The following is a 20,714-nucleotide window of genomic DNA, read 5'->3' as shown; positions in this document are numbered from 1 at the left end:
AACAGGACGCCAATATCGTATTCACGCTGCGTCGCCTCCGGATCCTTGATCGGACGTAAGTAATAAGAAGTGGCTTTAAAGAAGTTGATTCGGAGGCAGGGAAGGTTCGAGAATAAAAGAACGTTATACTCAGTACCTGAAATAAAGAAAACACATATGAATATCTTTCATGATTTTAATGTTTAGTGGTCTCAACTCATCATTAAGGATAACCAAGCAAAAATGTAAGATTAGTCATACGATTTTCCAATGAATAAGAATACAAAAGAAAGGATGTGGTTCGTTTGTTTGCTGTAGAATTATTCTTCAACAAAGAATTCGATGAGTACGTCAGAAAAGTATGGATGCACTTTGACAAAAAGGGAATCAGTTATTTTATGAATAGATTTGAGAACTTAAGTCCCCATATAACGCTTGCCGTATATACGGATATATCCGATTTGAAAGGATTTAAAGAACAACTTGAAATCTATTTTGATAGTGTTTCTCCTCTTCGTTTACGATTTGATATCGTAGCTACCTTTCCAACCTCGGGAACGATATTTTTAGCCCCAACCATGACGGACGAACTTCAACGTGTACATAAGGATTTTTATAAAAAGTTAGACAAATATAATAATCAAGCGAGTATATATTATAGCCCAGATCAATGGAATCCACATTGTACCCTGGGAACACAATTAAGTAGAGAAGCGATAGCTAAGGGAATTCATGATGTAGTAAAGGAATTTGAACCTATGGATGGGATCATAGAAAGAATGAGTTTAGTGAAGATTGAGCTGTCAGAAGAAGGGAACAGGAATATAATCATATTTGAACAATCTTTTGAAAGTTAATTCAAAGAGGTCAGTTACTTCGTATAACATAATATTCACGCTGCGGGTATTCGCCCTGGATCCGATAGGAATCGGAGCATACGCTGGGTAGTAAAAAAACAAGGGATTGGACGTCGCGAATATATCAACTTTATATGAAATCATAGTGTGATGTTTAATGAAAGCATCTAAAGGAGGCTTGTATGAAGACAATTATCTATATGGTTAGGCATGGAGAATCACCATACAACGAAGGAAATGAAAGAACAAGAGGGCTTACCCCAAAAGGAAAGATCGATATTGAAAAAGTAACGAAGTTACTTATAGGTGAAGGAATAGACATGATTATATCAAGTCCTTATACTCGAGCAATTCTGAGTGTTGAAGGATTGGCCAAGCACTTAAAGTTAGATATTAAAGCATTTGAAGATCTTAGAGAACGACATTTTGCATCTTATAATATTGAAAATGCAGAGTTAATGTCTAGTATCAGAGAGAGTTTTAATGATTTTGATTATACCTTGCCGGGTGGAGAGTCCAATGCTGATTGTCAGAAAAGAGCAATCTCAGTTCTAAAACCCTTACTAAAAGAGAACAGAGGGAAGAAAATAGCAATCGGGACTCATGGTCTTGTGATGACTTTGATGATGAATCATTTTGATTCAGCTTTTGGTTTGGAGTTTTTGAATCAATTAAAGAAACCAGATATTTATAAAATGCAATTCGAGGACTTAGAATTAAAGAAAGTAACAAGAATGTGGAATGATTAGAATTCCTGAGGTATATAAAGAAAACTGTGACATTACATGTCAGAGTATTCACGCTGCCTTGAAGTTGCTGGAAGCAATTCGGTGAAGTATGAGCAGGAAGACAACACTGAGAGGCAAACTGAGCAAGCGCAGCCGGATTTTTTGGTTCTTAAGCTTCTCGGCGTCGTGAATACAGAAACGTTATATGAAAACATCCAAATAATTAAACATCTAAGAAGGATGAAAAGAAAAAATGATAAAATCTATTAGTATTGATGCATGGAATGGGGCCACATTTAAGGAAGAAATCGTTGTGAATCCTACATGGACGGACACTTTAAGTTTTTTAAGAAAACTCGATGGAGATAAATTTACATTAGTATTTTTTGAGGTATCAGACACCGATTCAGCATTAGTTGGGGGCGGACCTGAATATTTCATTGTGTCTATTACAATTGATGATACTATATATACTCTTATGAACGATAAACAGGGTAACTGTGAAATTCCCCTGGTTGTTGGTGGTCAGTTAGGAAATTATTGTGATAACATTTGTATAGAATTAATTCCCATGCTTGAAGCCATAAAGTATTTTTATGAAACCGGAAAACTACTCGAAATACATAAATGGAAACAAGAATAAAATTACTCTGAATGTAACTCGAAGAAATGAGTGACATCATCTAATGGGCAGCAGGGTTCGTGGTCCGGAAGAGCAGATTCACCGGACACTTTCAACCTGCTAATTGGCAAGGCCACCTGTCACTAAGTGCCTAAAGCCACTTAAACATTGCGACTTAAAAAAACTGCGAACGCTTACATAAAGGCTATGAAATTATGCGTTACTGCAGGAAATGATGATGCTCCTAATAGCCTTGTTTTTAAAAGTAGGTAGAGGTCTCAATTTTAGAAAAGGATGGTGTTTCTTGTGTCGAACAACAGACAACTTACAAGATCTCAGAACGCAGCGATTGAATATATAAGTAATGACGCAAGATCCCAAAAAAGAGAAGCTCAAGCATCACTCAAAGAAATTTTTCATTTTTCGAATATTCCTTGGAACACCTTTGAAGAAGCAGTTCATAAGATTAAATCCCATGCAAGGGTGGCTTTGCATTTTCATCCGGATCGTCCGGTTTTAGATATGAAAAGTGTAGCTCAATCTTTATTACAGCAGGGAATCTATAAAAGTCAGTTCGAGACTTTCATATCCAATGGGAGCGTATCTGCATACGTAGGTGGTGCAAGAGATCTTTGGGAGGAAAAACTATTTAGCGGAGCATATCAGTTAGAAGGTGCAACCAACTTTGAACGGCCAAAGTATGGTGCTCTTCATTTGTTGTTACATCCGGATGGACCGTCTCCACGATTCGGCTCTTGTTATTTTCTTTTAAAACCGAATGCTTCATATCGCTGTACGTTCACTTACGGTGGCTCTCAAGATGCTCCAAAGGAAAAGGGGACGTATGAGGAATTAGACGATATTTTATCTGCGCTTTTTACGGATGCTTTCTTTCGGGATTATGCTATTGGAGAAAAAGATCTTACTCCTAAAAAATTGATAGATCAGCTATTGTACAATCTGGAACGTCCGTTAGAGGATCCGTCAAAACTGGCCCCACATCGGAATCTTAACCATTTTATCGAAACTCAAATTCATGGAGATATATATCTTGAAGATGATGTGGAAATTTTAGTAGCTGACCCATCGTTCAAAGGAACGGAAATAGGGAATTATTTAGAGCAAATCTGCATCAAATATTCCATTGAACTATTTTGGCATATGGGTTTTGCGATGCGTGCAGAGGAAGTGCCCTCTGATTTTAGGGGTCCAACCATGCCATCATTAGCGAAGCAAATTGCAAGCAACGGTAATATTGACGCAAGTGTGATCGGGAATGCTGTCAACGATTTGAAGTACAATCCTGATCTCTGGTCTGACAGAGGTAATTACGAAGAAGTGCTTCAGGAATTAAAATACATGTGGCATATACTCGTTCGATATGGTAAATCGATTGATAAGCTGTATAAAGGATGATTCTAATAAAGAAATCATTATTAATAAAACTAACAAGTGCTGTATTATCAACGATTATTATGTCTTTTATGTGCGCAACGATATTCTTTCCTGATGAGTTCGGAAGTACATTTTTATTGGGGATAATAATGTTCATGCTTTTATATGGTATTGGAGGCATTCCATTTTCAGTAATAGCATCAGCGATAATAAAAACCTCAAGAGTTTCTTATAAATTCAACTTAATTGAACAGTTCATAAAAAAAATGAAAATTAAAAGAGTACAGTTTTAGATATTTAGCATTTCGAAGAAGTCGTAGTCACTCAAACATAACCGATGCAAAGGAAGATAAGAAAATGGATAAAGGGAAAATTATATTTTTGAATGGCGTAACCAGTTCAGGTAAAACTTCCATCGTAGAAGCGATGCAAAATTACGCTGACCCCTTTTTTTATGTTGTAGCCAATGATCTTTTTGAAAATACGATTGGTGATAAACATTTGCAAACAGACTACTGGAAGTATTTAAGTGAAGCGATCATGATAATGTATCATACAGCAAAATTATTTTCGGATCATGGAAAGAATGTTTTAATCGATGGGATACTTGTTGAAAGACCGGAATTAAAGCCGCATTATGATAAAGTCCAAGATATATTTGATGGATATCCTTTGGATATCGTTGAGGTGTACTGCCCATTAGATCTTTGTCGTAAGCGAAATATAGAACGTGGTGACAGAACAGAAGATCAATCCGATGAGCAAAATAAAATAATGTCGCAACACATCCGTTATAGCTTTTCAGTCGATACGAGTTTGAATACGCCGGAAGAATGTGCGGAAATGATTATCAAATCAGTATTCAAAAAATAATTTAATGATTGAAAAATCAGTTCAAGGAATCAGAATCAGGTAAACAGACTTCAAACTTTCATTAAGGGGAGGAAGAAGTATGGGTTCAAGAATAATGCATCTGATTGTGGCAAATAGAATTGCAGATTCCTTATCTATTGTAGATAAGACGCCGTTTTTACTTGGGAATATTGCACCGGATGCTGTTACAATAAAAGATTCATCACATTTTTTTGCTGGTGAAATTCAGGATTATTCAAGGAACGTAGACTATAAAGGATTTTTACATAAGTATCGATCACAGGCAGAAGACCTTTATGTTCTAGGTTATTTCACACATTTAATTACAGATGATATATGGTTGAAAGGTTTTAATTTACCTTGGTTAAGGAACAGAATGGAAGCTAATGAGGAATTATATAAACAGTATCATAACGACTTTAGATTATTGAATGGGAAGTTGCTTGAACATTATGGATATGAAAAGGAATTAAGAAGCAGACTCAATCATATTCCAACAATACCGGATTTAGAGGAAGTTAAATCTACAGATGTCGAAAAGTTTGTGCCATATATATTTGACGATTTGAATTATGACAAAGAAATTTTGATAGAAGCCCTTAATGTTTTTACTTTTGAGCAGATCATTGGATACTTAGAGACATCAGTCGATATGGGATTATTGAATATGAAGTATATATAGATAAAGTACAATTTGTAAGTTATTCTATGAAGTCGCATGGTAGCTGCTCGGCCTAAAGACATGAGAGAAAGTACACCGTAATGTCATGTGAATCGAAGTTATAAATTTAATAATTAATCTAACGGACAGATTAATGGTAAATGAAGGAGTAAACTATAATTCGCCGAATACTATTTAGGTATAAATAAGAAAAGGAGGATTATATTATGTGGTTTTGTTGTGTGTATAAAAAACCGATAAGAATCCGTAATCACCCTCAATATTAAAAATTGAGGAGGAATAAAATGAGAATAAATAACAATTATTTAAAAGAACAATTAAAGCATGTGTATTGGTTAAATGGTGGTTGTTGCGCGGGAAAGACAACGATGACAAAGAAATTTGTTGCAGAGTTAGGATTTCAAACATTGAGCGATAATGTCTTGAAGTATAGACCATTCACTAATCCGACTGAATATCCTGCTCTTCAATATCCCCATCCTGGTTTAAACTGGGAAGAGTGGTTTAATAGGCCTACTGATGTGTCTTTTCCATGGCTTTGTGAAATTGTTGTAGAAATGATGGAATTTTTCGTTATTGATTTATTAAAGATGCCAACGGATAAACCAATCATTATCGATTTAGGAATAATGCCTGAACACATTTTACCCTTTATTCCTAAAGAAAAAATGATGTGTCTTTATACATCTGATGATGAAATAGAAAAGCTATATTACTTTAGAGAAGACCATAAGATGATTTTGGATGTTATTAACCTTACATCAGATCCAGCGGAAACGATTAAACATGGCAACAAAACAATGGTGAAATTCTCCAATGAAATTAGAAATGCCTGCGTTAATAACAATATCAAAACACTTGAAAGAACACCTGACTTGGGTATAGAAGAACAATTCAGATTAGTTTGTGAGCATTTTGAATTATGATATGAGCATCCTTTGTTAATTTTATATGTAATACGGGTCAGGCTACCGATATAAGGTAGCCTGTTTAAATAACGGGACATGATAGTTTGGTCATAGTGAATTATAAAAATCATGCGGCTCCTGACGTCCTGTCTTTAGTCAAGGATATGAGCCGAAATCAGATAACAATATGTTTACGCAGCGGCTCCTTACGGAACCTTGGTCTGCGGAATGAATTTGAGGGAAGCTGGCTCAGTAAAACATTCGACTTCGTCGAACATCGTTAATACAGGAGCTTTATGTGAAATGCCGGATATATATACAAGGAGCGAAAAATGAAAAAATGTATAGTGTTTATATTATTCATTTCAACCTTATTAATGGGGTGTAACAAGAACGAGCTAATATATAACGCCCCAACCAATGAACAAATCACTGATTATGTAAATAGTCATCGTTTAGATTTACAAGATAGTATATGGATTAAGGACTCAGCAATCATTTTACTCGAAAATTCATTGATTACCCTTTATACAGATCAACATGGGAAGGTATATGACCAAAAACTATCGTGGGGAATAAATTATTCAGATCCTGTGACTGTAGGAAACGGAAATCCATATATAGCAGTCATAATTAATAACAAGATGTTAAGTTCTGGAGCTGATCGTATTTTTATTACTTATACTGATGGTAAGTCCTATTCAAGAGGGATTACGGAAAAGAAGGGTTATCTGATTCCTAATACTCAAATTAATGAAGTAGAAAACTTAGTAATTTTCGATAATAACGGTAAAGAAATTTACAAGAAGCTTGAGTAACTCAGGGAGAGGGCTCTACTACCAAGATATTTACACATTGGCGCACTTGCCCAAGGTCTTGCAGGAGAAATCGGAAGGAGAATTAAGCGCTACAACTGGAGTCCATTTACCAGTTAGCGTGAATACGGGAATGTTAAATGAAATAGTCAGCATTTACTTAGTAAACGGAGTAGCCCCCTTCTGTTACGAATTGATCTTTACCACCGAACTTGGAGAGCAAGAAATATAGTTTATGTAAAGTGTATAAGGCGCATTAGTGTTTTATTCTGCACTGGAAAATTTATATTTTATGGGGGATTGAAATGGAGATTGTTTTTAGAAATTTCGATGATTCTTATTATGAACAAGTTTGTGATTTTTTGATTGAATTATCAAAAGATGACCGTAGCCATATAAATTGGAACTGGGCAAGGTGGGCGTGGATGTTTTATCATCCTGAATTCAATAGAGACTTAATGGATAAGATTGGCTTGTGGTATTGTAATGACGAGTTAGTAGGGATAGCAACCTATGACCACTATTTTGGTGAAGCATTTTTTGCTACTAAACCAGGGTTTGAAGAATTGGAAAAAGATATATTAGAATATACCACTGCTACTTTCAGTAATGAAAATGGCCTTGGGATTGCGGTGAATGACAAAGATACTCACACTCTAGATTTATTACGCAGTAAGAAGTTTGTGGAGAATGATCTGACTGAAAACATACTTGAACTTACACTACAGAATGTTAGCCTTGATTATGTAAATCCTGAAGGCGTAATTTTAAAGAATATGGATGTTAATAATGATTTGTTTAAGTATCGGAAATTATTATGGAAAGGCTTTAATCATGAAGGTCCTGTGCCTGATGATGAAATCACCATTGATAAGAAAAAAAGAATGTTGTCAGCAAGAAATATGAATTCATTCCTACATATTGTTGCTGAAAATGAAGTTGGGGAATACGTTGCTTATTGTGGCTTATGGTACAGTCAAAAAACGGATTATGTTTATGTTGAACCTGTATGTACAATTCCAGAGTATCGGCAGAAGGGGCTGGGAAAAGCAGTAGTTTTAGAAGCCTTGAAAAGAGGCCGCTCCCTGGGTGCGGAAAAAGCATATGTTATTTCGGATAGTTCTTTTTATAAGTCAATAGGCTTTCAACAGCATTCTCATTTTACTTTCTATTGGCATAACATTTGATACTTTCTTAAGCCTTTCGGGTTCGTGAATGTAGTGAAGGCTATCTAAAAGGGAAAGGATTGTAAGAAAGGATGAATGCATGAATATTCAGGGCCTCCCAATTGAAATAACAGAACTAATCGGAAAAGTTCAGGGGGCTGCAAGATCGATTACGAAGAGGCATTAAGTAAACGAATGGAGCTGCGAACAAAATTATATTGAGGGGGTTATCATGGTGAATAAACATAGTGTTTATGAAACAAACAGCTCCTATTGGGATACAAAAGGAAATGACTTTTTAAGAGCAATCGTGCTTCCTTTTTATGGAGCATTTGTAACAGAGGAAAAATGCCAACTTTTTGGCGATGTCTCAGGAAAAAAGATGTTAGAGATCGGCTGTGGAGATGGTCAATCTTTGCAATATCAGGGAGAGCGTAAAGCAGCTGAACTATGGGGGATGGATATATCAGAAAAGCAAATTGAAAAGGCGAAGCAACATCTGACAACGTGTGGTCTTTCAGCAAAATTGATCTGTTCTCCTATGGAAGAAGAATCTAACATCCCTATGGATTATTTTGATTTTGTTTATTCGATTTACGCCATAGGCTGGACAACAGACCTTGAAGGTACCTTTTGTCGGATCGCTTCATATTTAAAAAAAGATGGCATATTTATTTTTAGTTGGTCTCATCCAATTCACAAATGTGTTGTTGAAGAGAATAATAGATTGGCTTTTAACAAGTCTTATTTTGATGAATCTTGGTATTCGGTATCTCCTGATTTTTGTCAAGGCGAGCTAACTTTGTCTGATCGTAAACTATCAACCTATATAAATGCGTTAGCGAAAGCAGGGTTTGTTATTGAAGAAATGATTGAAGAAACCGATCAGGAAATAATCCAATTGCATGATGAAAATAATGATCTCGTAAAAAGAGCGAAGATGTTTCCTGTAACCTTCGTTATCAAAGCAAGAAAACTTTGAAAACGAATACAAATGAATAAATAATTCAGTTCTGAGTTTTCATGAGGAAAATAGATTGCATGGATTAATTTTGGCAAGATACGAAGGTAAGATTACGGGCGATAAAGGATGAGGGCTGTATAACATAACATTTAAGCAGCGGCTTCTTTGGAACTTAGTCTGTGGGATGAATTTCGAAGAGGCATTTCATCAGACAAACCATTTGGTTAAAGAGTACAGGAATATTATATAGTAATAATTGTAAACCATCTCAAATCGTAAAGGCGGATATTCAATGAAGAAGTTACCTTTATTTATAGTGACCGGTGCAAGTGGAACAGGCAAAACGACTATTTGTTCTCTGATTCGCAATCTACTTCCCAGCTTTGATGTGTTTGATATGGATATCATTAATAATGTTGACTGGCAAATTGCCAAAGCTAATTGGTTGAGAATTGCTTATAGTATTTCTTTAAGTGGTCGTGGTACGGTTCTATGTGGAACGATGGTTCCTGAAAACATCGAATCAGCAGATCATAAAGATAAGTTTGATAAGATCTTTTATATAAACTTGCATTGTGATGATTTGACACGTGAAACACGATTGAAGGCAAGAGGGTGGGAAGAAAGTGCGATTGAAGATCATAGAAAATTTGCCGGATGGTTAATACAGAATGCTGATCAAGCTTTTAATCCCTCAATGCCAACAATTGATACAACAAGTCTTCCGCCAGAAGAAGTAGCAAAACAAATTCAAAATTGGGTCATTAAGAACTGGTAAGTAATTTGAACTTATCCGACTATGTCGGAGCCCATGAATACAGGAATATTATATGATAGATCCAAAAAAATTATCTATGGGGGTTGCTCATGGTAACGTTAAAATTACATACTGAGAGACCGATTCTACCATCTGAACTAATGGGTCTTTATCAAGATGCTGGTTGGTGGCCTAACCGAGATGAGAATGGAATATTACAGCTACTTGTTAGTGGTGTTGCAGTAGGAGCTTGGAAAGATGATATATTAGTTGGTTTCTGTAGGTCTATTTCAGACGGAATATATCGGGCTTATGTAGAAGATGTTGTTGTATTAAGTATGTACAGAAATAAAGGAATAGGAGAACTAATGGTCAAAAGACTTTTAGATGAGTTAAAAGATATTGACGTTATTAGTTTGTTTTGTACAGAGGATTTGGGTGGTTTTTACGAATTGTCAGGTTTTAAACGGACAAAGCAAATTGTAATGCATTATAAGAATCAAGGAATTTAAAAAAATATTCAAAGAAGATGGGTACTTACTTAGGAATAAGGGAGAATGCGACAATGTTTAAATACGAAATTGATGATTCTTCTTATTTATCGCTATTGGAAATTAAAGATGCAGAACAATTATATAATTTGATTAACAGTAATAGGGATCATATAGGTGAGTGGCTGAAGTTTCCTAGTATTACTGTAGAAGCGGATGATTCAAAAACCTTTATAGAAAGAACACGTATAAGATATGCCAAGGAAGAAGGATACTGGTTAGGAATATGGAGTATGGGGAAACTTGTGGGTTCTATTGGTTACTTATATCTAGATCAAGAGAACAAAAAAACTGAAATCGGATATTGGCTAGGTAAAGAATATGAGGGTAAGGGATTAATTACTAAATCTATTAAAGTACTATTAAATCATGCTTTTGACGAACTGAAATTAAATAAAATTGAAATAGGAGTAGCTACAAACAATTTAAAGAGCCGTGCAATTCCTGAGAAATTAGGGTTTAAACGTGAAGGTGAACTAAGAGATTACGAGTATATCAATGGAAGGTTTCTAGATAGAATAATCTATGGATTGAAAGCCAATGAATGGATAACGGAATAGTACTTTTTATAAAAAACATAACATCATCTGAGCCGGCCTTAGATAGTAGCTATCTAAATCTAATATAGTGACAGGAGGCGGAAGTTTGATTTCTGAGAAAAAGCTTAAACGGGTAGAACTTGTTCGTACTCTTGTTCTTGAAACGCTACATACTATAGAGAATACCTCCAAGAAAAAGGAAGCATTGGTTAAACTTTTCGGGGTTTCTAGCTTCGCTTCTTTACTTGCCATACGAAGAGAACAAAATTCGGAAATTGCTGCGATCGCAGGGTTGCTCCATGATTTTTATTTCTATAAAACCGGCATAAAATACTTCCCTGGTCCTAACAGTGCAGATTCGGTAAGACCGATTTTGCGTAGCACCCAAATCTTTACCGACGAAGAGCTATCTGTCATTCTTCGATCGATCTTTTATCAAAACGATAAACATCAGGTCCATGGACCATATGAAGAAATTATTAAAGATGCCATACTTATACAGATGTACGTTCAGAATCCGGAGGAGTTTTTTTCTGATATTGAGATAAATAGATTACAAAAAGGTCTTGTTGAATTAGGGATTCCAATAGAACACGTACAGGCAAAGCACAAGATTAACAGAGGAACGATAATCAAAGGAACTGAAGATAGACGTCTTAAGTTGGCTGAAATTGCGGAAGCGCTTGCAGTTCAAAGGATTATGGGAATTCCGGAGGATGAAGACTATCGGGAAATATGCAAGTACTGGCCGGACTCGGATATCTATAAAGTACTGGAAGCAAATTGGTGTGCCGCATTCGTCTATCATTGCTGCATGCAGGCTGGCATCATACTCCCTATTAGATACCCGAATCACAGTTATCGATTAGCTGGAGTTGGCGCGTGGTTGGATTGGGCTAAGCTACCTGAAACAAATTTTTTATATCAAGATGGATATCATGGTTTTAAACCAAAGCGTGGTGATATTGTCATTTTTGAAAAGCTTCTATCCGATAATTCGCATGATCATATTGGAATTGTTTTGGCATGTGAGGGAAACCGATTATTGGTTGCAGAAGGTAACAAAGACAATAAAAACTTCTCCAGCGTTTTTTACAGGGAAAGAGAACATTGTATTTACGGATATATACGTATAGACGACAGCTATCAATTTCATTTTGACGGGGAATATATACCGATTGTTTGAAATTGAGTAAGAAACTATAAAGCCGAAGGAGATGGTCGCTATACTCCTAGTATATTGGCGGTATTTTCTTTATGTTTTGGATCATAAATTAAACGTTCTTATCGAATGTTGGCAAGAAGGATTATATCTTCAAGGGATAATCCATGACATGTCTAAATTCTCTCCTCACGAATTTTTTCCTTATGCACGTAAATTCTATTCAAATCAGAAGGACGAGGATACCGAGCTGAGATGGAAGAATGCGTGGCTGCACCATCAAAATCATAATAAACACCACTGGGAGTATTGGATAGTAGATAAAAATACTAGAGAAGCCTTACCAATGCCAAAGAAGTATTTGATAGAAATGGTATGTGACTGGCGGGCTTTCTCAAAAAAATGGGGACGTAAAGTTAAAGAATCTAATTTACCAGAAAGAATGATGACATCTGAAAGTATAATACTACACCCAAAGACAAGGGAAGAACTTGAAAATTTCATAAAGAAAAAACAACAACAATATACATAGTGAAGAAGGTGCATCTTTCATTGCTTAACCTAAAAATATCAAATAATAAAGCATTCATTGAACTGAATGATTATGTCTTACAGGTAAAGAATAAAATATCTGCTACCGCTGCTGCGACATATATTATTCATAATGATCGTATCGTGAATGAATGGTACTCAGGAGTACATGACAATTCTAAACATAGTCGATTAGTTAATGAGGATTCACAATTTAATGTTGCTTCAGTTCGAAAAACATTTTTAGGATTTGCTATTAGTCTCGCATTACTTGAGGGTAAGGTCAGAAGTATAGATGATCTTGTTGTGGACTACTTGAATGAGGTAGATAGGGACGCATTAAGGTATATAACAATACGACATTTGTTAACCCATACTCATGGTTTAAATGATCTGCATAATAGATTGTTTCTTCAGGGAACTGACTGGAAGTACAATAATATTGGTGTTAATCTGCTAATTGAGATTATTCGGAAATTATATAAAATCCCTTTATCACAATTACTCGCAGAGCGTTTATTCTCACCTATGGGTTTTAGCCAAACAGGATGGAGAAAGGGAAATAATGAAAAATTAGTATGGCTTAATGAGCAATATAAGGATGATCAAGGTAACCTGGCCAACTTATTTATGAGCACAAAGGAACTAGCATATTGGGGTTATCTGCATTTGAATAAGGGAGCTATAAACGGGAATCAGATACTTCCTAAAGAAATATTTGAGCAGACAACCACTATAATTAGTCCTCCTGATCTGGAACAACAATTGCCGAGAAACGGTTTTTTTTGGTTTGTGCAAGATGAGCCGCGGTCTAATACAGAAGTAGGTGATAAACTACCACATGGTTCTTTTCAGTCTCTGGGTGCCACTGGATGTGCCTGTCTTGTCATTCCTAAGTGTAAAACTGTAGCAGTAAGAATGTATAATCAGACTGAACAAAATCCGTTGGGGTACGATTATCTTGAGGATATCAAAACATTTGGGGATTTGGTCTGTAAGTACATAGAAGATATATAAACCGTGAACTTGGCTTAAATGATAATGATAAATTTTTACTGGATAAGAATATATGTTCTGATATAATTGAACTAAGAATAGTAAATCTCTTCCTCTAAATTTGGTTACAAATAAAAACAGTGAGGTGAGTGAGATGGAACAAAGGAATGCGCCAGAGGTAAGAATTGAACTATGGGACGAAGGAGATTTAGATTTGCTTCGCCAATTAAATTCGCCTGAGATGACAGTACACTTCGGAGGACCAGAGACTGAGGAGAAAATCCTAGCTCGTCATAAGCGCTATTATGAAATCGCACAAAATGGAACAGGGAAAATGTTTAAGATCCTCTTGCTTCCGCATCTTGAAGTCGTGGGTAGTGTAGGGTATTGGGATCAGACCTGGAAAGAAGAATCTATTTACGAAATAGGCTGGAGTGTTTTATCTGAATATCAAGGTAGAGGAATAGCGACAGAAGCAACAGCAAAAGCCATAGCTTCTATCCGTTCTGAAAAGAAGAAACATAAATTCATTCACGCTTTTCCTAAAACCAAGAATCCCGCTTCAAATGCCATTTGTCGCAAGCTGGGCTTTTCGTATATTGGCGAGTGTGATTTTGAATACCCTATTGGGACTACCATACGATGTAATGACTGGAGATTGGCAGTCGAGGAAAATTAAGATCAAGAGCATGGAGGGGGATTTTAAATCAGCTGCATGGCTTTCTCCATATTTCAGGGCAGATGAGAAACCATCTGCTTTTTTTTGCTTGATTTACTTCATATATGTAATAATATGGTTAGTGCTTAGTGCATATAATTTCCTGATTAAAGGACATGTTGGATGCCTAGTTTCTATGGATTATATTTTTATTTGGATTCTAGAGACGCTGAGTGAAACTACTTAAACTATTAAGGAGAACTAAAATGTCGCAGTTTCCCAAGTTAGAAACAGAAAGGTTTGTATTAAGAGAACTAACACAGAATGATTCCAGAGATATATTTCAATGTTTTTCATTGGATGAAGTTACGAAGTTTTATGATGTGGAGAGTTTTACAACCATTAAACAAGCAGAAGAATTAATTCAAAGATGGAATGAAAGATTTGAATCAGGTCAAGCTATTCGTTGGGGAATCACTTTGAAGTCGGAAAACAAAGTAATTGGAACATGTGGCTTTCATGGATGGATGAAAAATCATTATAAAGCTGTCATTGGATATGAACTAACACCAGAATATTGGCATCAAGGTTATATGACCGAAGTAGTTGAAAAGGTAATTGAATATGGATTTAATAAGCTTGGCTTAAACCGAATTGAAGCATTTGTAGAACCGGAGAATGTGGGATCAAGAAAGGTTCTTGAGAAAATCGGCTTTATAGAAGAAGGCATATTAAAGGAAAATTATTTTTGGAAGAATCGATTTGTTGATAATGCCATTTATGCATTTCTTAAGAAAGACTATAAAGGTCATTAACAACTAACGAAAGAAGGATAACCAGATGATTACAATTAGATTTGTTTCAAATAAGGATATCCCACACATTCAATCCATAGCTCAAGAAACATGGAATTATACTTATAAAGGCATATACTCCGAAGCCTATATACAAAATTTTCTAAGTAGAGCATATTCAGATGAGAATTTAAGTCGATCTGTCGAGAGAGATCTTCAAAGTGCCCAACGGAGTTTTTTAATAGCTCAATTCAATGACAAAGTCGTTGGATATGCTCAAACAAGACAAGTGAAAGAAGAAGAACACGAATTACTAAGAATCTATATACGACCTGAATATCACAAAATGGGAATAGGAAAAGAATTTATTCAGAGATTCACTCAAGATTTAAAGCCAATAAATAAACTGTTTGCCTGGGTAGGGAAAGAGAATTATGTAGGAAGAGCATTTTATGAGAAAAGTGGATTTAAAGAAATAGAAGAGATGATTGAAACCATAGAAGGGCACAGCAAAACGCAAGTTAAATATGAATTGGAAATCTCCAAGGGAAAGGTGGTTTCATAGATGTTTTTTCTTCAAATGTCGGGATTTCCTGGTTCCGGTAAGTCAACTCTTTCAAGAAGGATCGCTAAAATTACGGGTGCCATAATTATTGATCATGATATCTCAAAGTCTTCCATATTAAAATCCATTGGGGATAGTAATTTAGAATTAAAAGTTTTAGGTATGACTTCATATAATATTGATTGGTCCCTGATAGAGTTTTATCTCTCCAAAGCTATGACGTAATATTCGATAGTCCATGCTTTTATCCTGAGATGATTGAAAGAGGTTCATCATTAAGTAAGAAGTATAATGCTAAATATAAGTACGTTGAATGTTACCTGAATGACTATCAGGAAATAAGTAAAAGATTACAAAATCGAGAACGGATGATAAGTCAGATTTCGGGCACATCTGAAGAAGAGTTTAGAAAAAATATTAATGAAAGTAAGAGACCTAATGATATTCAATGTTTGCTTGTTGATTCGTCACAACCTATAGAGATGTATTTAAATAATGTTTTAAATTATATTGATGAAGAATAAGTGATGTGTCGTGAAATCGAAGATCTAATGAGAAAAAATGCAAACGCTTTACAACATTTTCCGAAAGTCATGATTCTAAGAATAAAGAAAGAAGGCTGAATTTGGTGGTGCATGACATCTTATTACATAAATTTAAATATAGTACACTGACTGAGCTTACCGGAGGTTACACCAACAGCAGTATTTTACTTGAGGATCAGACCCCCTGGTCGTAGCAAAGATTTTCAATGCTCATAATCGTGATGCGATAGCAGAAATTAATTGTTTAACTCTATTGAATCATACAGGTGTGTCGCCAAAGATTCATGACTATTTTGAAGACAACGGTTCACAGTACATTATTATTGACTATGTGCACGGAATTAACAGCCAGAGATTTCTTGATGATGGAGACATCCATAGAGCTAAGGAAATCTACGTCAAATGAAGAAGTGAAAAATGAATGGCTAAAAAGATTGGAATGGACATTGGAAACCAACTTTGATGGATGAGGAAGCCCTTACATAACATTTTAAAACTAATACCCCAAGAGAGGACTATCTATATCTATGAATCCACCTAAGCATATCGTTTCAGCGGCTGCGATTGTAATGAATGAGAACAATGAAATTTTACTAGTCCGTGAACCTGGAAGAGGATGGGAAATGCCTGGAGGGCAAGTGGAAGAAGGAGAATCCTTACAGGATGCCGCAGTCAGGGAGACAAAAGAAGAATCAGGGATTGATATAGAGATTATTCGATTTTGTGGAATATTCCAGAATGTGAAGGGTTCAATCGTGAATACATTATTTTTAGCAAGACCGATTGGGGGAGAACCCATATTAACTAGTGAAAGCCTGGAGACAGGGTATTTTCCAATAGAAGAAGCATTAAATAAGGTGACTTGGAAGAACTTCAAACAACGAATCGAATATTGTTTAAGGCCAGATTTGCAACCATTTTATATTGAATTCTAAACCGTCTAACCCAAAAAAGGAGATGGTACTATCTATTCTTATAGATCTCTAATGAATGAAGACTTAAAAAATATAAGTTCTTTTCCTCAGTCAAAGGAAGAATTATTTTATATTAGTCCTCGGTTAAAATTTCCTTTAACGCCAGATCAGATATTAAAGCTTCTTGAGAATCGATACGAACCAACAGTTATTGTTAATGAGAAGTCAGGTCAAGTTGTAGCTTATGCCAATTTATATGACTATAAAGATGATGTATGTTGGTTAGGCAACGTTATTGTATCGAAGGATTTTAGAGGAAAAGGTGCTGCTAATTATTTGTTGGAAACGATGATAATGAAGGCAAAATCGATTTATAAAGTTAAACACTTATTATTATCATGTCATAGCACGAATTCAAGAGGACTAGCATTTTATCACAAGCATGGATTTACACCCATTGATATGCGAATAACGAATTTAGATGAACAAAAAATAATAACTATACAAATGAAGTTAGAGATTTAGAATGCATTCAAGAAGAACGAAACCGCATATTATACGTGTAATGTTGGGAATCTAACATAGAAGAAGAACACAAATTTCAATAACGGAGGATTATATGAAATGGAAATCTCATTATCCAAAGCAGGTCTTAAAGAAGCTTCAATCATTCACGAAATGCAAATAAAAGCATTCATGCCTCTATTAAATAAATATAAAGACTATGAAACAAGCCCAGCAAATCAAACGGTAGAACAAATAGAAGATCGAATAAATCAAAGCTATACAGATTATTACCTAATAAGAGAAGCAAATATTCCTCTGGGGGCCATTAGAATAGTAAAAAAGGAGAATAAAATCTATCGAGTAAGCCCTGTATTTATTTTACCCGACTACCAAGGGAGAGGGATTGCACAAAAAGTATTTTCAATGATAGAAGATAGGTATAGCGATGCGAGAATATGGGAGTTGGCTACAATCTCAGAAGAGCAGAGGAATTGTTACCTTTATGAGAAATTAGGATATAGACAGAAGGGAGATACGAAACAAATTAACGACAAAATGACAATTGTGATTTATGAAAAACGTATGATTTAGGTTATCAAAAAAAGGTCAAAACATTGAAACTGATGAGCAGTTGAGATTTATTTATGGAGAATCCATTAGATTTTTCTGATGTTGATCGTGCCGGAATTAAGTATTACTTGAATCATCAAGGATTTTGAGAGGAGCTGGGATTGATGGATTTTATATATGGAGAATATCTTCTCAGTGATAACAAAGAACTTATGGACATCCATGCGGTAAAGGGTTTCTTATCTAGAAGCTATTGGGCCAATAAGAGATCCGATGAAAAAATTGAAAAGTCCATCCATTCTTCAATATGTTTTGGGATATATAAAGAGGCAATTCAAGTTGGTTTTGCAAGGGTTGTCACAGATGATGCGACAATGTATTGGCTTTGTGATGTTTTTATTCATGAGGAATATAGGGGCCAAGGACTTGGTAAGAAACTAATTGAAGTGATAACACAATCGGATCGCTTTAAAGATTTAATGGGGTTACTCGGAACATTGGATGCACATGAATTATATGAACAATATCAATTTAATAGAAGTAGTGAACGCTTCATGATAAGACTTCCTGATTATTTGAGGGCGTGATGATTTTGAAGAGAGCTGTTTATTTTCTTTCTTTGATCATTGGAATCGTTTTTATAGCCCTTGGGGTACTACCAGTTATTTTTGACCATCCATACAATGATGAACCAAACTCCGGGCCGGCAAGTTTTTGGGAACTGATTCTAATCATTAGTTACGAACAATGGATATTGTTTCTGATTGTTGGTCTGATATTAAGTCTGTTCCCTGCGTTAAAGCTACGGAAGACATGAAGGGAGATTTTATCAATGTACAAACTTAAAACAAAAGAAACAGACAACAGCGTCATTGAATTTATTGAAAGTGTTGATAGTCCCAAAAAACGTGAAGACGCGTATCAGCTATTAGATATTTTCTCTGAAACAACAGGGTATAAAGCAAAGATGTGGGGACCGAGTATTATTGGATTCGGCGCCTATCATTATAAATATGAATCTGGTCATGAAGGTGATGCACCACTGGTGGGCTTTTCACCTCGAAAAGCAAAAATCAGTTTGTATTTTGCGACAGGTGATGCCGAGCGAGAGAATCTATTAAAAGACTTTGGAAAACATAAGACAGGAAAAGCATGTGTATACGTCAATAAAGTTGCAGATATCAATCTAGATGTATTACAAGCATTGATCAATCAATCCATTAGGTTTTTGAAAGAAACCTATCCGGATCATTAATTCCTGTTCACTGTTATTATTGGAGGTTATGTGATGCAAGAAGAGAACATACACATACGATGGGCAAACGAAAATGATGCAGAGGACCTTCTTAAGCTCAATGATGCTTTTAATGGCGTTGGTACAAACATGGAGGAAGTAAAAGAGAGCCTTGCTTTATCTAATGAGTTGATTGCTCTAGCTGTGATTGACGACCAGGCAGTTGGGTTCGCTTGTGCTCAATATTTTAAATCCTTTTGTTATCGTGGACTCCAGGGAGAAATCACAGAAATGTATATTGCTGAAGTTGCTCGGAGAAGAGGATTGGCTACGTTGCTAATTGCTTTTATAGAGGAGGAACTCAAAGCACGAGGTGTTACCAGTGTAAAGATTCTGACAGGCCAAAGTAATGAAAGGGCTATAAAGACATACGAAAAATCAAACTATGCCAGAACGGAAGAAGTATTGCTACAAAAGAAACTATAAGGAGCATAATCGAATGTCTGAATATTATTGGGATAATAAAATTGAATATCTAAGAAATACGAGATGGCTTTATTACAATGACGATTATCTGCAATTTTTAGTACAATTTGTTTGGAAGATAGATAAACCTGTAAGCGTTATCGATTATGGATGCGGGTTTGGTTATTTGGGTCTTAAACTGCTGCCTTTGTTACCAAAAGGGTCAACCTACACTGGAGTAGATAAGGGTGAAATTTTAATCAATGAAGCTAAGACGACTTTCTCCCAACTTCCTTATGATACAGAATTTATTACTTGTGATATAGAAGACGTTGTATTGGAGAAAAAGTATGACATTGCATTGAGTCATGCTTTTTTATTACATATGGATGACTCTGTGAAAATACTCCAAAGGATGATTGAAAGTGTGCTGGAGGGTGGAAGAATCATTTGTTTTGAACCTCATTGGATTGGAAATATGGCGAACTATCATGTGGAGGGCGTTGAACAAAGTGAAATCATTAAACTAGGCGTTTTACAGAGATTATTTGAACAAGATCATATACGTACAGGTAAAGATGGAAATATTGGAATGCGGTTGCCCATATTAATGAGTCAATTAGGATTAACGAATGTGGAATGTAGAATGAGTGATAAGGTCAACTTTCTAGATCAAAACATGGACTCTCCCAGAAAAAAAATTCTCTATCACTCACTGAAAGAAGAAGGTATAGGACAGGATCCTGGTGATTCAGTAGAGGTAACCAAATGCTTATCAACCCGGGGCTTAACCCAAAATGAAGCAAAGGCAGAGTATGAAGCTGAATTAACACTTTCCAAAGTATTTGATGATCAATCTTGGTTGACTTATGCAGCCAGCATGAAGATTTCATTTGGAACGGTCCGAAGGGAAGGGTGATAAAAACTGTGGGTTCAC

The 20,714-nt window shown here is 35.6% G+C and carries 26 protein-coding genes and 1 pseudogene; all 27 read left to right on the top strand.

Annotated features, from left to right (window positions below; all coding sequences use genetic code 11):
• Positions 1 to 284: 284 nt before the first annotated feature.
• Positions 285 to 836 (top strand): 2'-5' RNA ligase family protein, encoded by a 552-nt coding sequence (locus tag gpAD87_RS14455; protein ID WP_064638990.1) that lies wholly within the window; start codon positions 285 to 287, stop codon positions 834 to 836.
• 182 nt (positions 837 to 1,018) lie between these two features.
• On the top strand, positions 1,019 to 1,585 hold the full coding sequence (locus gpAD87_RS14450) for a histidine phosphatase family protein (protein ID WP_064638989.1): 567 nt from the start codon (positions 1,019 to 1,021) through the stop codon (positions 1,583 to 1,585).
• A 232-nt stretch (positions 1,586 to 1,817) separates the two neighbouring features.
• Positions 1,818 to 2,207, top strand: a complete 390-nt coding sequence (locus gpAD87_RS14445; protein ID WP_064638988.1) for a hypothetical protein — start codon at positions 1,818 to 1,820, stop codon at positions 2,205 to 2,207.
• A gap of 285 nt (positions 2,208 to 2,492) precedes the next feature.
• The gene (locus gpAD87_RS14440; RefSeq protein WP_231952575.1) at positions 2,493 to 3,602 is read left to right on the top strand and encodes a DUF3626 domain-containing protein; all 1,110 of its coding nucleotides are present in this window, start codon (positions 2,493 to 2,495) and stop codon (positions 3,600 to 3,602) included.
• A 336-nt stretch (positions 3,603 to 3,938) separates the two neighbouring features.
• Complete coding sequence (locus gpAD87_RS14430) at positions 3,939 to 4,454, top strand: phosphotransferase-like protein (RefSeq protein WP_064638985.1); 516 nt, start codon at positions 3,939 to 3,941, stop codon at positions 4,452 to 4,454.
• Positions 4,455 to 4,533: 79 nt separating this feature from the next.
• Positions 4,534 to 5,136: a zinc dependent phospholipase C family protein gene (locus gpAD87_RS14425; RefSeq protein WP_064638984.1), complete on the top strand. Its 603-nt coding sequence runs from the start codon at positions 4,534 to 4,536 to the stop codon at positions 5,134 to 5,136.
• A gap of 284 nt (positions 5,137 to 5,420) precedes the next feature.
• The gene (locus tag gpAD87_RS14420; protein WP_064638983.1) at positions 5,421 to 6,062 is read left to right on the top strand and encodes a hypothetical protein; all 642 of its coding nucleotides are present in this window, start codon (positions 5,421 to 5,423) and stop codon (positions 6,060 to 6,062) included.
• A 314-nt stretch (positions 6,063 to 6,376) separates the two neighbouring features.
• A complete protein-coding gene (locus gpAD87_RS14415; RefSeq protein ID WP_064638982.1) occupies positions 6,377 to 6,862 on the top strand; it encodes a hypothetical protein in 486 nt (161 codons plus the stop codon).
• Between the two features lie 302 nt (positions 6,863 to 7,164).
• Positions 7,165 to 8,046, top strand: coding sequence for a GNAT family N-acetyltransferase (locus gpAD87_RS14410; protein ID WP_064638981.1), 882 nt, complete (start codon positions 7,165 to 7,167; stop codon positions 8,044 to 8,046).
• Between the two features lie 211 nt (positions 8,047 to 8,257).
• Positions 8,258 to 9,007: a class I SAM-dependent methyltransferase gene (locus gpAD87_RS14405; RefSeq protein WP_082935135.1), complete on the top strand. Its 750-nt coding sequence runs from the start codon at positions 8,258 to 8,260 to the stop codon at positions 9,005 to 9,007.
• 274 nt (positions 9,008 to 9,281) lie between these two features.
• Positions 9,282 to 9,767 (top strand): AAA family ATPase, encoded by a 486-nt coding sequence (locus gpAD87_RS14400; protein WP_064638979.1) that lies wholly within the window; start codon positions 9,282 to 9,284, stop codon positions 9,765 to 9,767.
• 89 nt (positions 9,768 to 9,856) lie between these two features.
• Positions 9,857 to 10,258: a GNAT family N-acetyltransferase gene (locus tag gpAD87_RS14395; protein ID WP_064638978.1), complete on the top strand. Its 402-nt coding sequence runs from the start codon at positions 9,857 to 9,859 to the stop codon at positions 10,256 to 10,258.
• A 53-nt stretch (positions 10,259 to 10,311) separates the two neighbouring features.
• A complete protein-coding gene (locus tag gpAD87_RS14390) occupies positions 10,312 to 10,857 on the top strand; it encodes a GNAT family N-acetyltransferase (RefSeq protein ID WP_064638977.1) in 546 nt (181 codons plus the stop codon).
• An 85-nt stretch (positions 10,858 to 10,942) separates the two neighbouring features.
• Positions 10,943 to 12,022, top strand: a complete 1,080-nt coding sequence (locus tag gpAD87_RS14385) for a CHAP domain-containing protein (protein ID WP_231952573.1) — start codon at positions 10,943 to 10,945, stop codon at positions 12,020 to 12,022.
• A 31-nt stretch (positions 12,023 to 12,053) separates the two neighbouring features.
• Entirely contained in the window at positions 12,054 to 12,530 is a 477-nt protein-coding gene (locus gpAD87_RS14380; RefSeq protein ID WP_157258466.1) for a DUF5662 family protein, read from the top strand.
• A gap of 20 nt (positions 12,531 to 12,550) precedes the next feature.
• A complete protein-coding gene (locus gpAD87_RS14375) occupies positions 12,551 to 13,546 on the top strand; it encodes a serine hydrolase domain-containing protein (protein ID WP_064638976.1) in 996 nt (331 codons plus the stop codon).
• A 133-nt stretch (positions 13,547 to 13,679) separates the two neighbouring features.
• Positions 13,680 to 14,204, top strand: coding sequence for a GNAT family N-acetyltransferase (locus tag gpAD87_RS14370; RefSeq protein WP_064638975.1), 525 nt, complete (start codon positions 13,680 to 13,682; stop codon positions 14,202 to 14,204).
• A 245-nt stretch (positions 14,205 to 14,449) separates the two neighbouring features.
• Positions 14,450 to 14,998, top strand: a complete 549-nt coding sequence (locus gpAD87_RS14360) for a GNAT family N-acetyltransferase (RefSeq protein WP_064638973.1) — start codon at positions 14,450 to 14,452, stop codon at positions 14,996 to 14,998.
• Between the two features lie 25 nt (positions 14,999 to 15,023).
• Positions 15,024 to 15,542, top strand: coding sequence for a GNAT family N-acetyltransferase (locus tag gpAD87_RS14355; protein WP_064638972.1), 519 nt, complete (start codon positions 15,024 to 15,026; stop codon positions 15,540 to 15,542).
• A pseudogene (locus tag gpAD87_RS14350) lies at positions 15,543 to 16,066 on the top strand (AAA family ATPase).
• 548 nt (positions 16,067 to 16,614) lie between these two features.
• Complete coding sequence (locus gpAD87_RS14345) at positions 16,615 to 17,022, top strand: NUDIX hydrolase (RefSeq protein ID WP_064638971.1); 408 nt, start codon at positions 16,615 to 16,617, stop codon at positions 17,020 to 17,022.
• Positions 17,023 to 17,073: 51 nt separating this feature from the next.
• Positions 17,074 to 17,526 (top strand): GNAT family N-acetyltransferase, encoded by a 453-nt coding sequence (locus gpAD87_RS14340; protein ID WP_231952572.1) that lies wholly within the window; start codon positions 17,074 to 17,076, stop codon positions 17,524 to 17,526.
• A gap of 99 nt (positions 17,527 to 17,625) precedes the next feature.
• Positions 17,626 to 18,099, top strand: coding sequence for a GNAT family N-acetyltransferase (locus tag gpAD87_RS14335; protein ID WP_064638969.1), 474 nt, complete (start codon positions 17,626 to 17,628; stop codon positions 18,097 to 18,099).
• A gap of 143 nt (positions 18,100 to 18,242) precedes the next feature.
• A complete protein-coding gene (locus tag gpAD87_RS14330) occupies positions 18,243 to 18,665 on the top strand; it encodes a GNAT family N-acetyltransferase (protein WP_064638968.1) in 423 nt (140 codons plus the stop codon).
• A 245-nt stretch (positions 18,666 to 18,910) separates the two neighbouring features.
• Complete coding sequence (locus tag gpAD87_RS14320) at positions 18,911 to 19,333, top strand: DUF1801 domain-containing protein (protein WP_064638966.1); 423 nt, start codon at positions 18,911 to 18,913, stop codon at positions 19,331 to 19,333.
• Positions 19,334 to 19,366: 33 nt separating this feature from the next.
• Positions 19,367 to 19,798 (top strand): GNAT family N-acetyltransferase, encoded by a 432-nt coding sequence (locus gpAD87_RS14315; protein WP_064638965.1) that lies wholly within the window; start codon positions 19,367 to 19,369, stop codon positions 19,796 to 19,798.
• Positions 19,799 to 19,811: 13 nt separating this feature from the next.
• Positions 19,812 to 20,696 (top strand): class I SAM-dependent methyltransferase, encoded by an 885-nt coding sequence (locus gpAD87_RS14310; protein WP_064638964.1) that lies wholly within the window; start codon positions 19,812 to 19,814, stop codon positions 20,694 to 20,696.
• Positions 20,697 to 20,714: the final 18 nt, after the last annotated feature.

This window comes from Paenibacillus sp. AD87 (assembly GCF_001659845.1).
GTDB lineage: Bacteria > Bacillota > Bacilli > Paenibacillales > Paenibacillaceae > Paenibacillus > Paenibacillus marchantiae.
Note: the sequence above shows the minus strand (reverse complement) of the source record. Positions and strands in the feature narration are given on the sequence as shown.

Bases quoted from the DNA above. Each gene is read 5' to 3' on its own strand.
- gpAD87_RS14450 (WP_064638989.1), top strand. From the start codon at position 1,019: ATGAAGACAATTATCTATATGGTTAGGCATGGAGAATCACCATACAAC.
- gpAD87_RS14445 (WP_064638988.1), top strand. From the start codon at position 1,818: ATGATAAAATCTATTAGTATTGATGCATGGAATGGGGCCACATTTAAG.
- gpAD87_RS14430 (WP_064638985.1), top strand. From the start codon at position 3,939: ATGGATAAAGGGAAAATTATATTTTTGAATGGCGTAACCAGTTCAGGT.
- gpAD87_RS14425 (WP_064638984.1), top strand. From the start codon at position 4,534: ATGGGTTCAAGAATAATGCATCTGATTGTGGCAAATAGAATTGCAGAT.
- gpAD87_RS14420 (WP_064638983.1), top strand. From the start codon at position 5,421: ATGAGAATAAATAACAATTATTTAAAAGAACAATTAAAGCATGTGTAT.
- gpAD87_RS14415 (WP_064638982.1), top strand. From the start codon at position 6,377: ATGAAAAAATGTATAGTGTTTATATTATTCATTTCAACCTTATTAATG.
- gpAD87_RS14410 (WP_064638981.1), top strand. From the start codon at position 7,165: ATGGAGATTGTTTTTAGAAATTTCGATGATTCTTATTATGAACAAGTT.
- gpAD87_RS14405 (WP_082935135.1), top strand. From the start codon at position 8,258: ATGGTGAATAAACATAGTGTTTATGAAACAAACAGCTCCTATTGGGAT.
- gpAD87_RS14400 (WP_064638979.1), top strand. From the start codon at position 9,282: ATGAAGAAGTTACCTTTATTTATAGTGACCGGTGCAAGTGGAACAGGC.
- gpAD87_RS14395 (WP_064638978.1), top strand. From the start codon at position 9,857: ATGGTAACGTTAAAATTACATACTGAGAGACCGATTCTACCATCTGAA.
- gpAD87_RS14390 (WP_064638977.1), top strand. From the start codon at position 10,312: ATGTTTAAATACGAAATTGATGATTCTTCTTATTTATCGCTATTGGAA.
- gpAD87_RS14380 (WP_157258466.1), top strand. From the start codon at position 12,054: ATGGTCGCTATACTCCTAGTATATTGGCGGTATTTTCTTTATGTTTTG.
- gpAD87_RS14370 (WP_064638975.1), top strand. From the start codon at position 13,680: ATGGAACAAAGGAATGCGCCAGAGGTAAGAATTGAACTATGGGACGAA.
- gpAD87_RS14360 (WP_064638973.1), top strand. From the start codon at position 14,450: ATGTCGCAGTTTCCCAAGTTAGAAACAGAAAGGTTTGTATTAAGAGAA.
- gpAD87_RS14355 (WP_064638972.1), top strand. From the start codon at position 15,024: ATGATTACAATTAGATTTGTTTCAAATAAGGATATCCCACACATTCAA.
- gpAD87_RS14345 (WP_064638971.1), top strand. From the start codon at position 16,615: ATGAATCCACCTAAGCATATCGTTTCAGCGGCTGCGATTGTAATGAAT.
- gpAD87_RS14340 (WP_231952572.1), top strand. From the start codon at position 17,074: ATGAATGAAGACTTAAAAAATATAAGTTCTTTTCCTCAGTCAAAGGAA.
- gpAD87_RS14335 (WP_064638969.1), top strand. From the start codon at position 17,626: ATGGAAATCTCATTATCCAAAGCAGGTCTTAAAGAAGCTTCAATCATT.
- gpAD87_RS14330 (WP_064638968.1), top strand. From the start codon at position 18,243: ATGGATTTTATATATGGAGAATATCTTCTCAGTGATAACAAAGAACTT.
- gpAD87_RS14320 (WP_064638966.1), top strand. From the start codon at position 18,911: ATGTACAAACTTAAAACAAAAGAAACAGACAACAGCGTCATTGAATTT.
- gpAD87_RS14315 (WP_064638965.1), top strand. From the start codon at position 19,367: ATGCAAGAAGAGAACATACACATACGATGGGCAAACGAAAATGATGCA.
- gpAD87_RS14310 (WP_064638964.1), top strand. From the start codon at position 19,812: ATGTCTGAATATTATTGGGATAATAAAATTGAATATCTAAGAAATACG.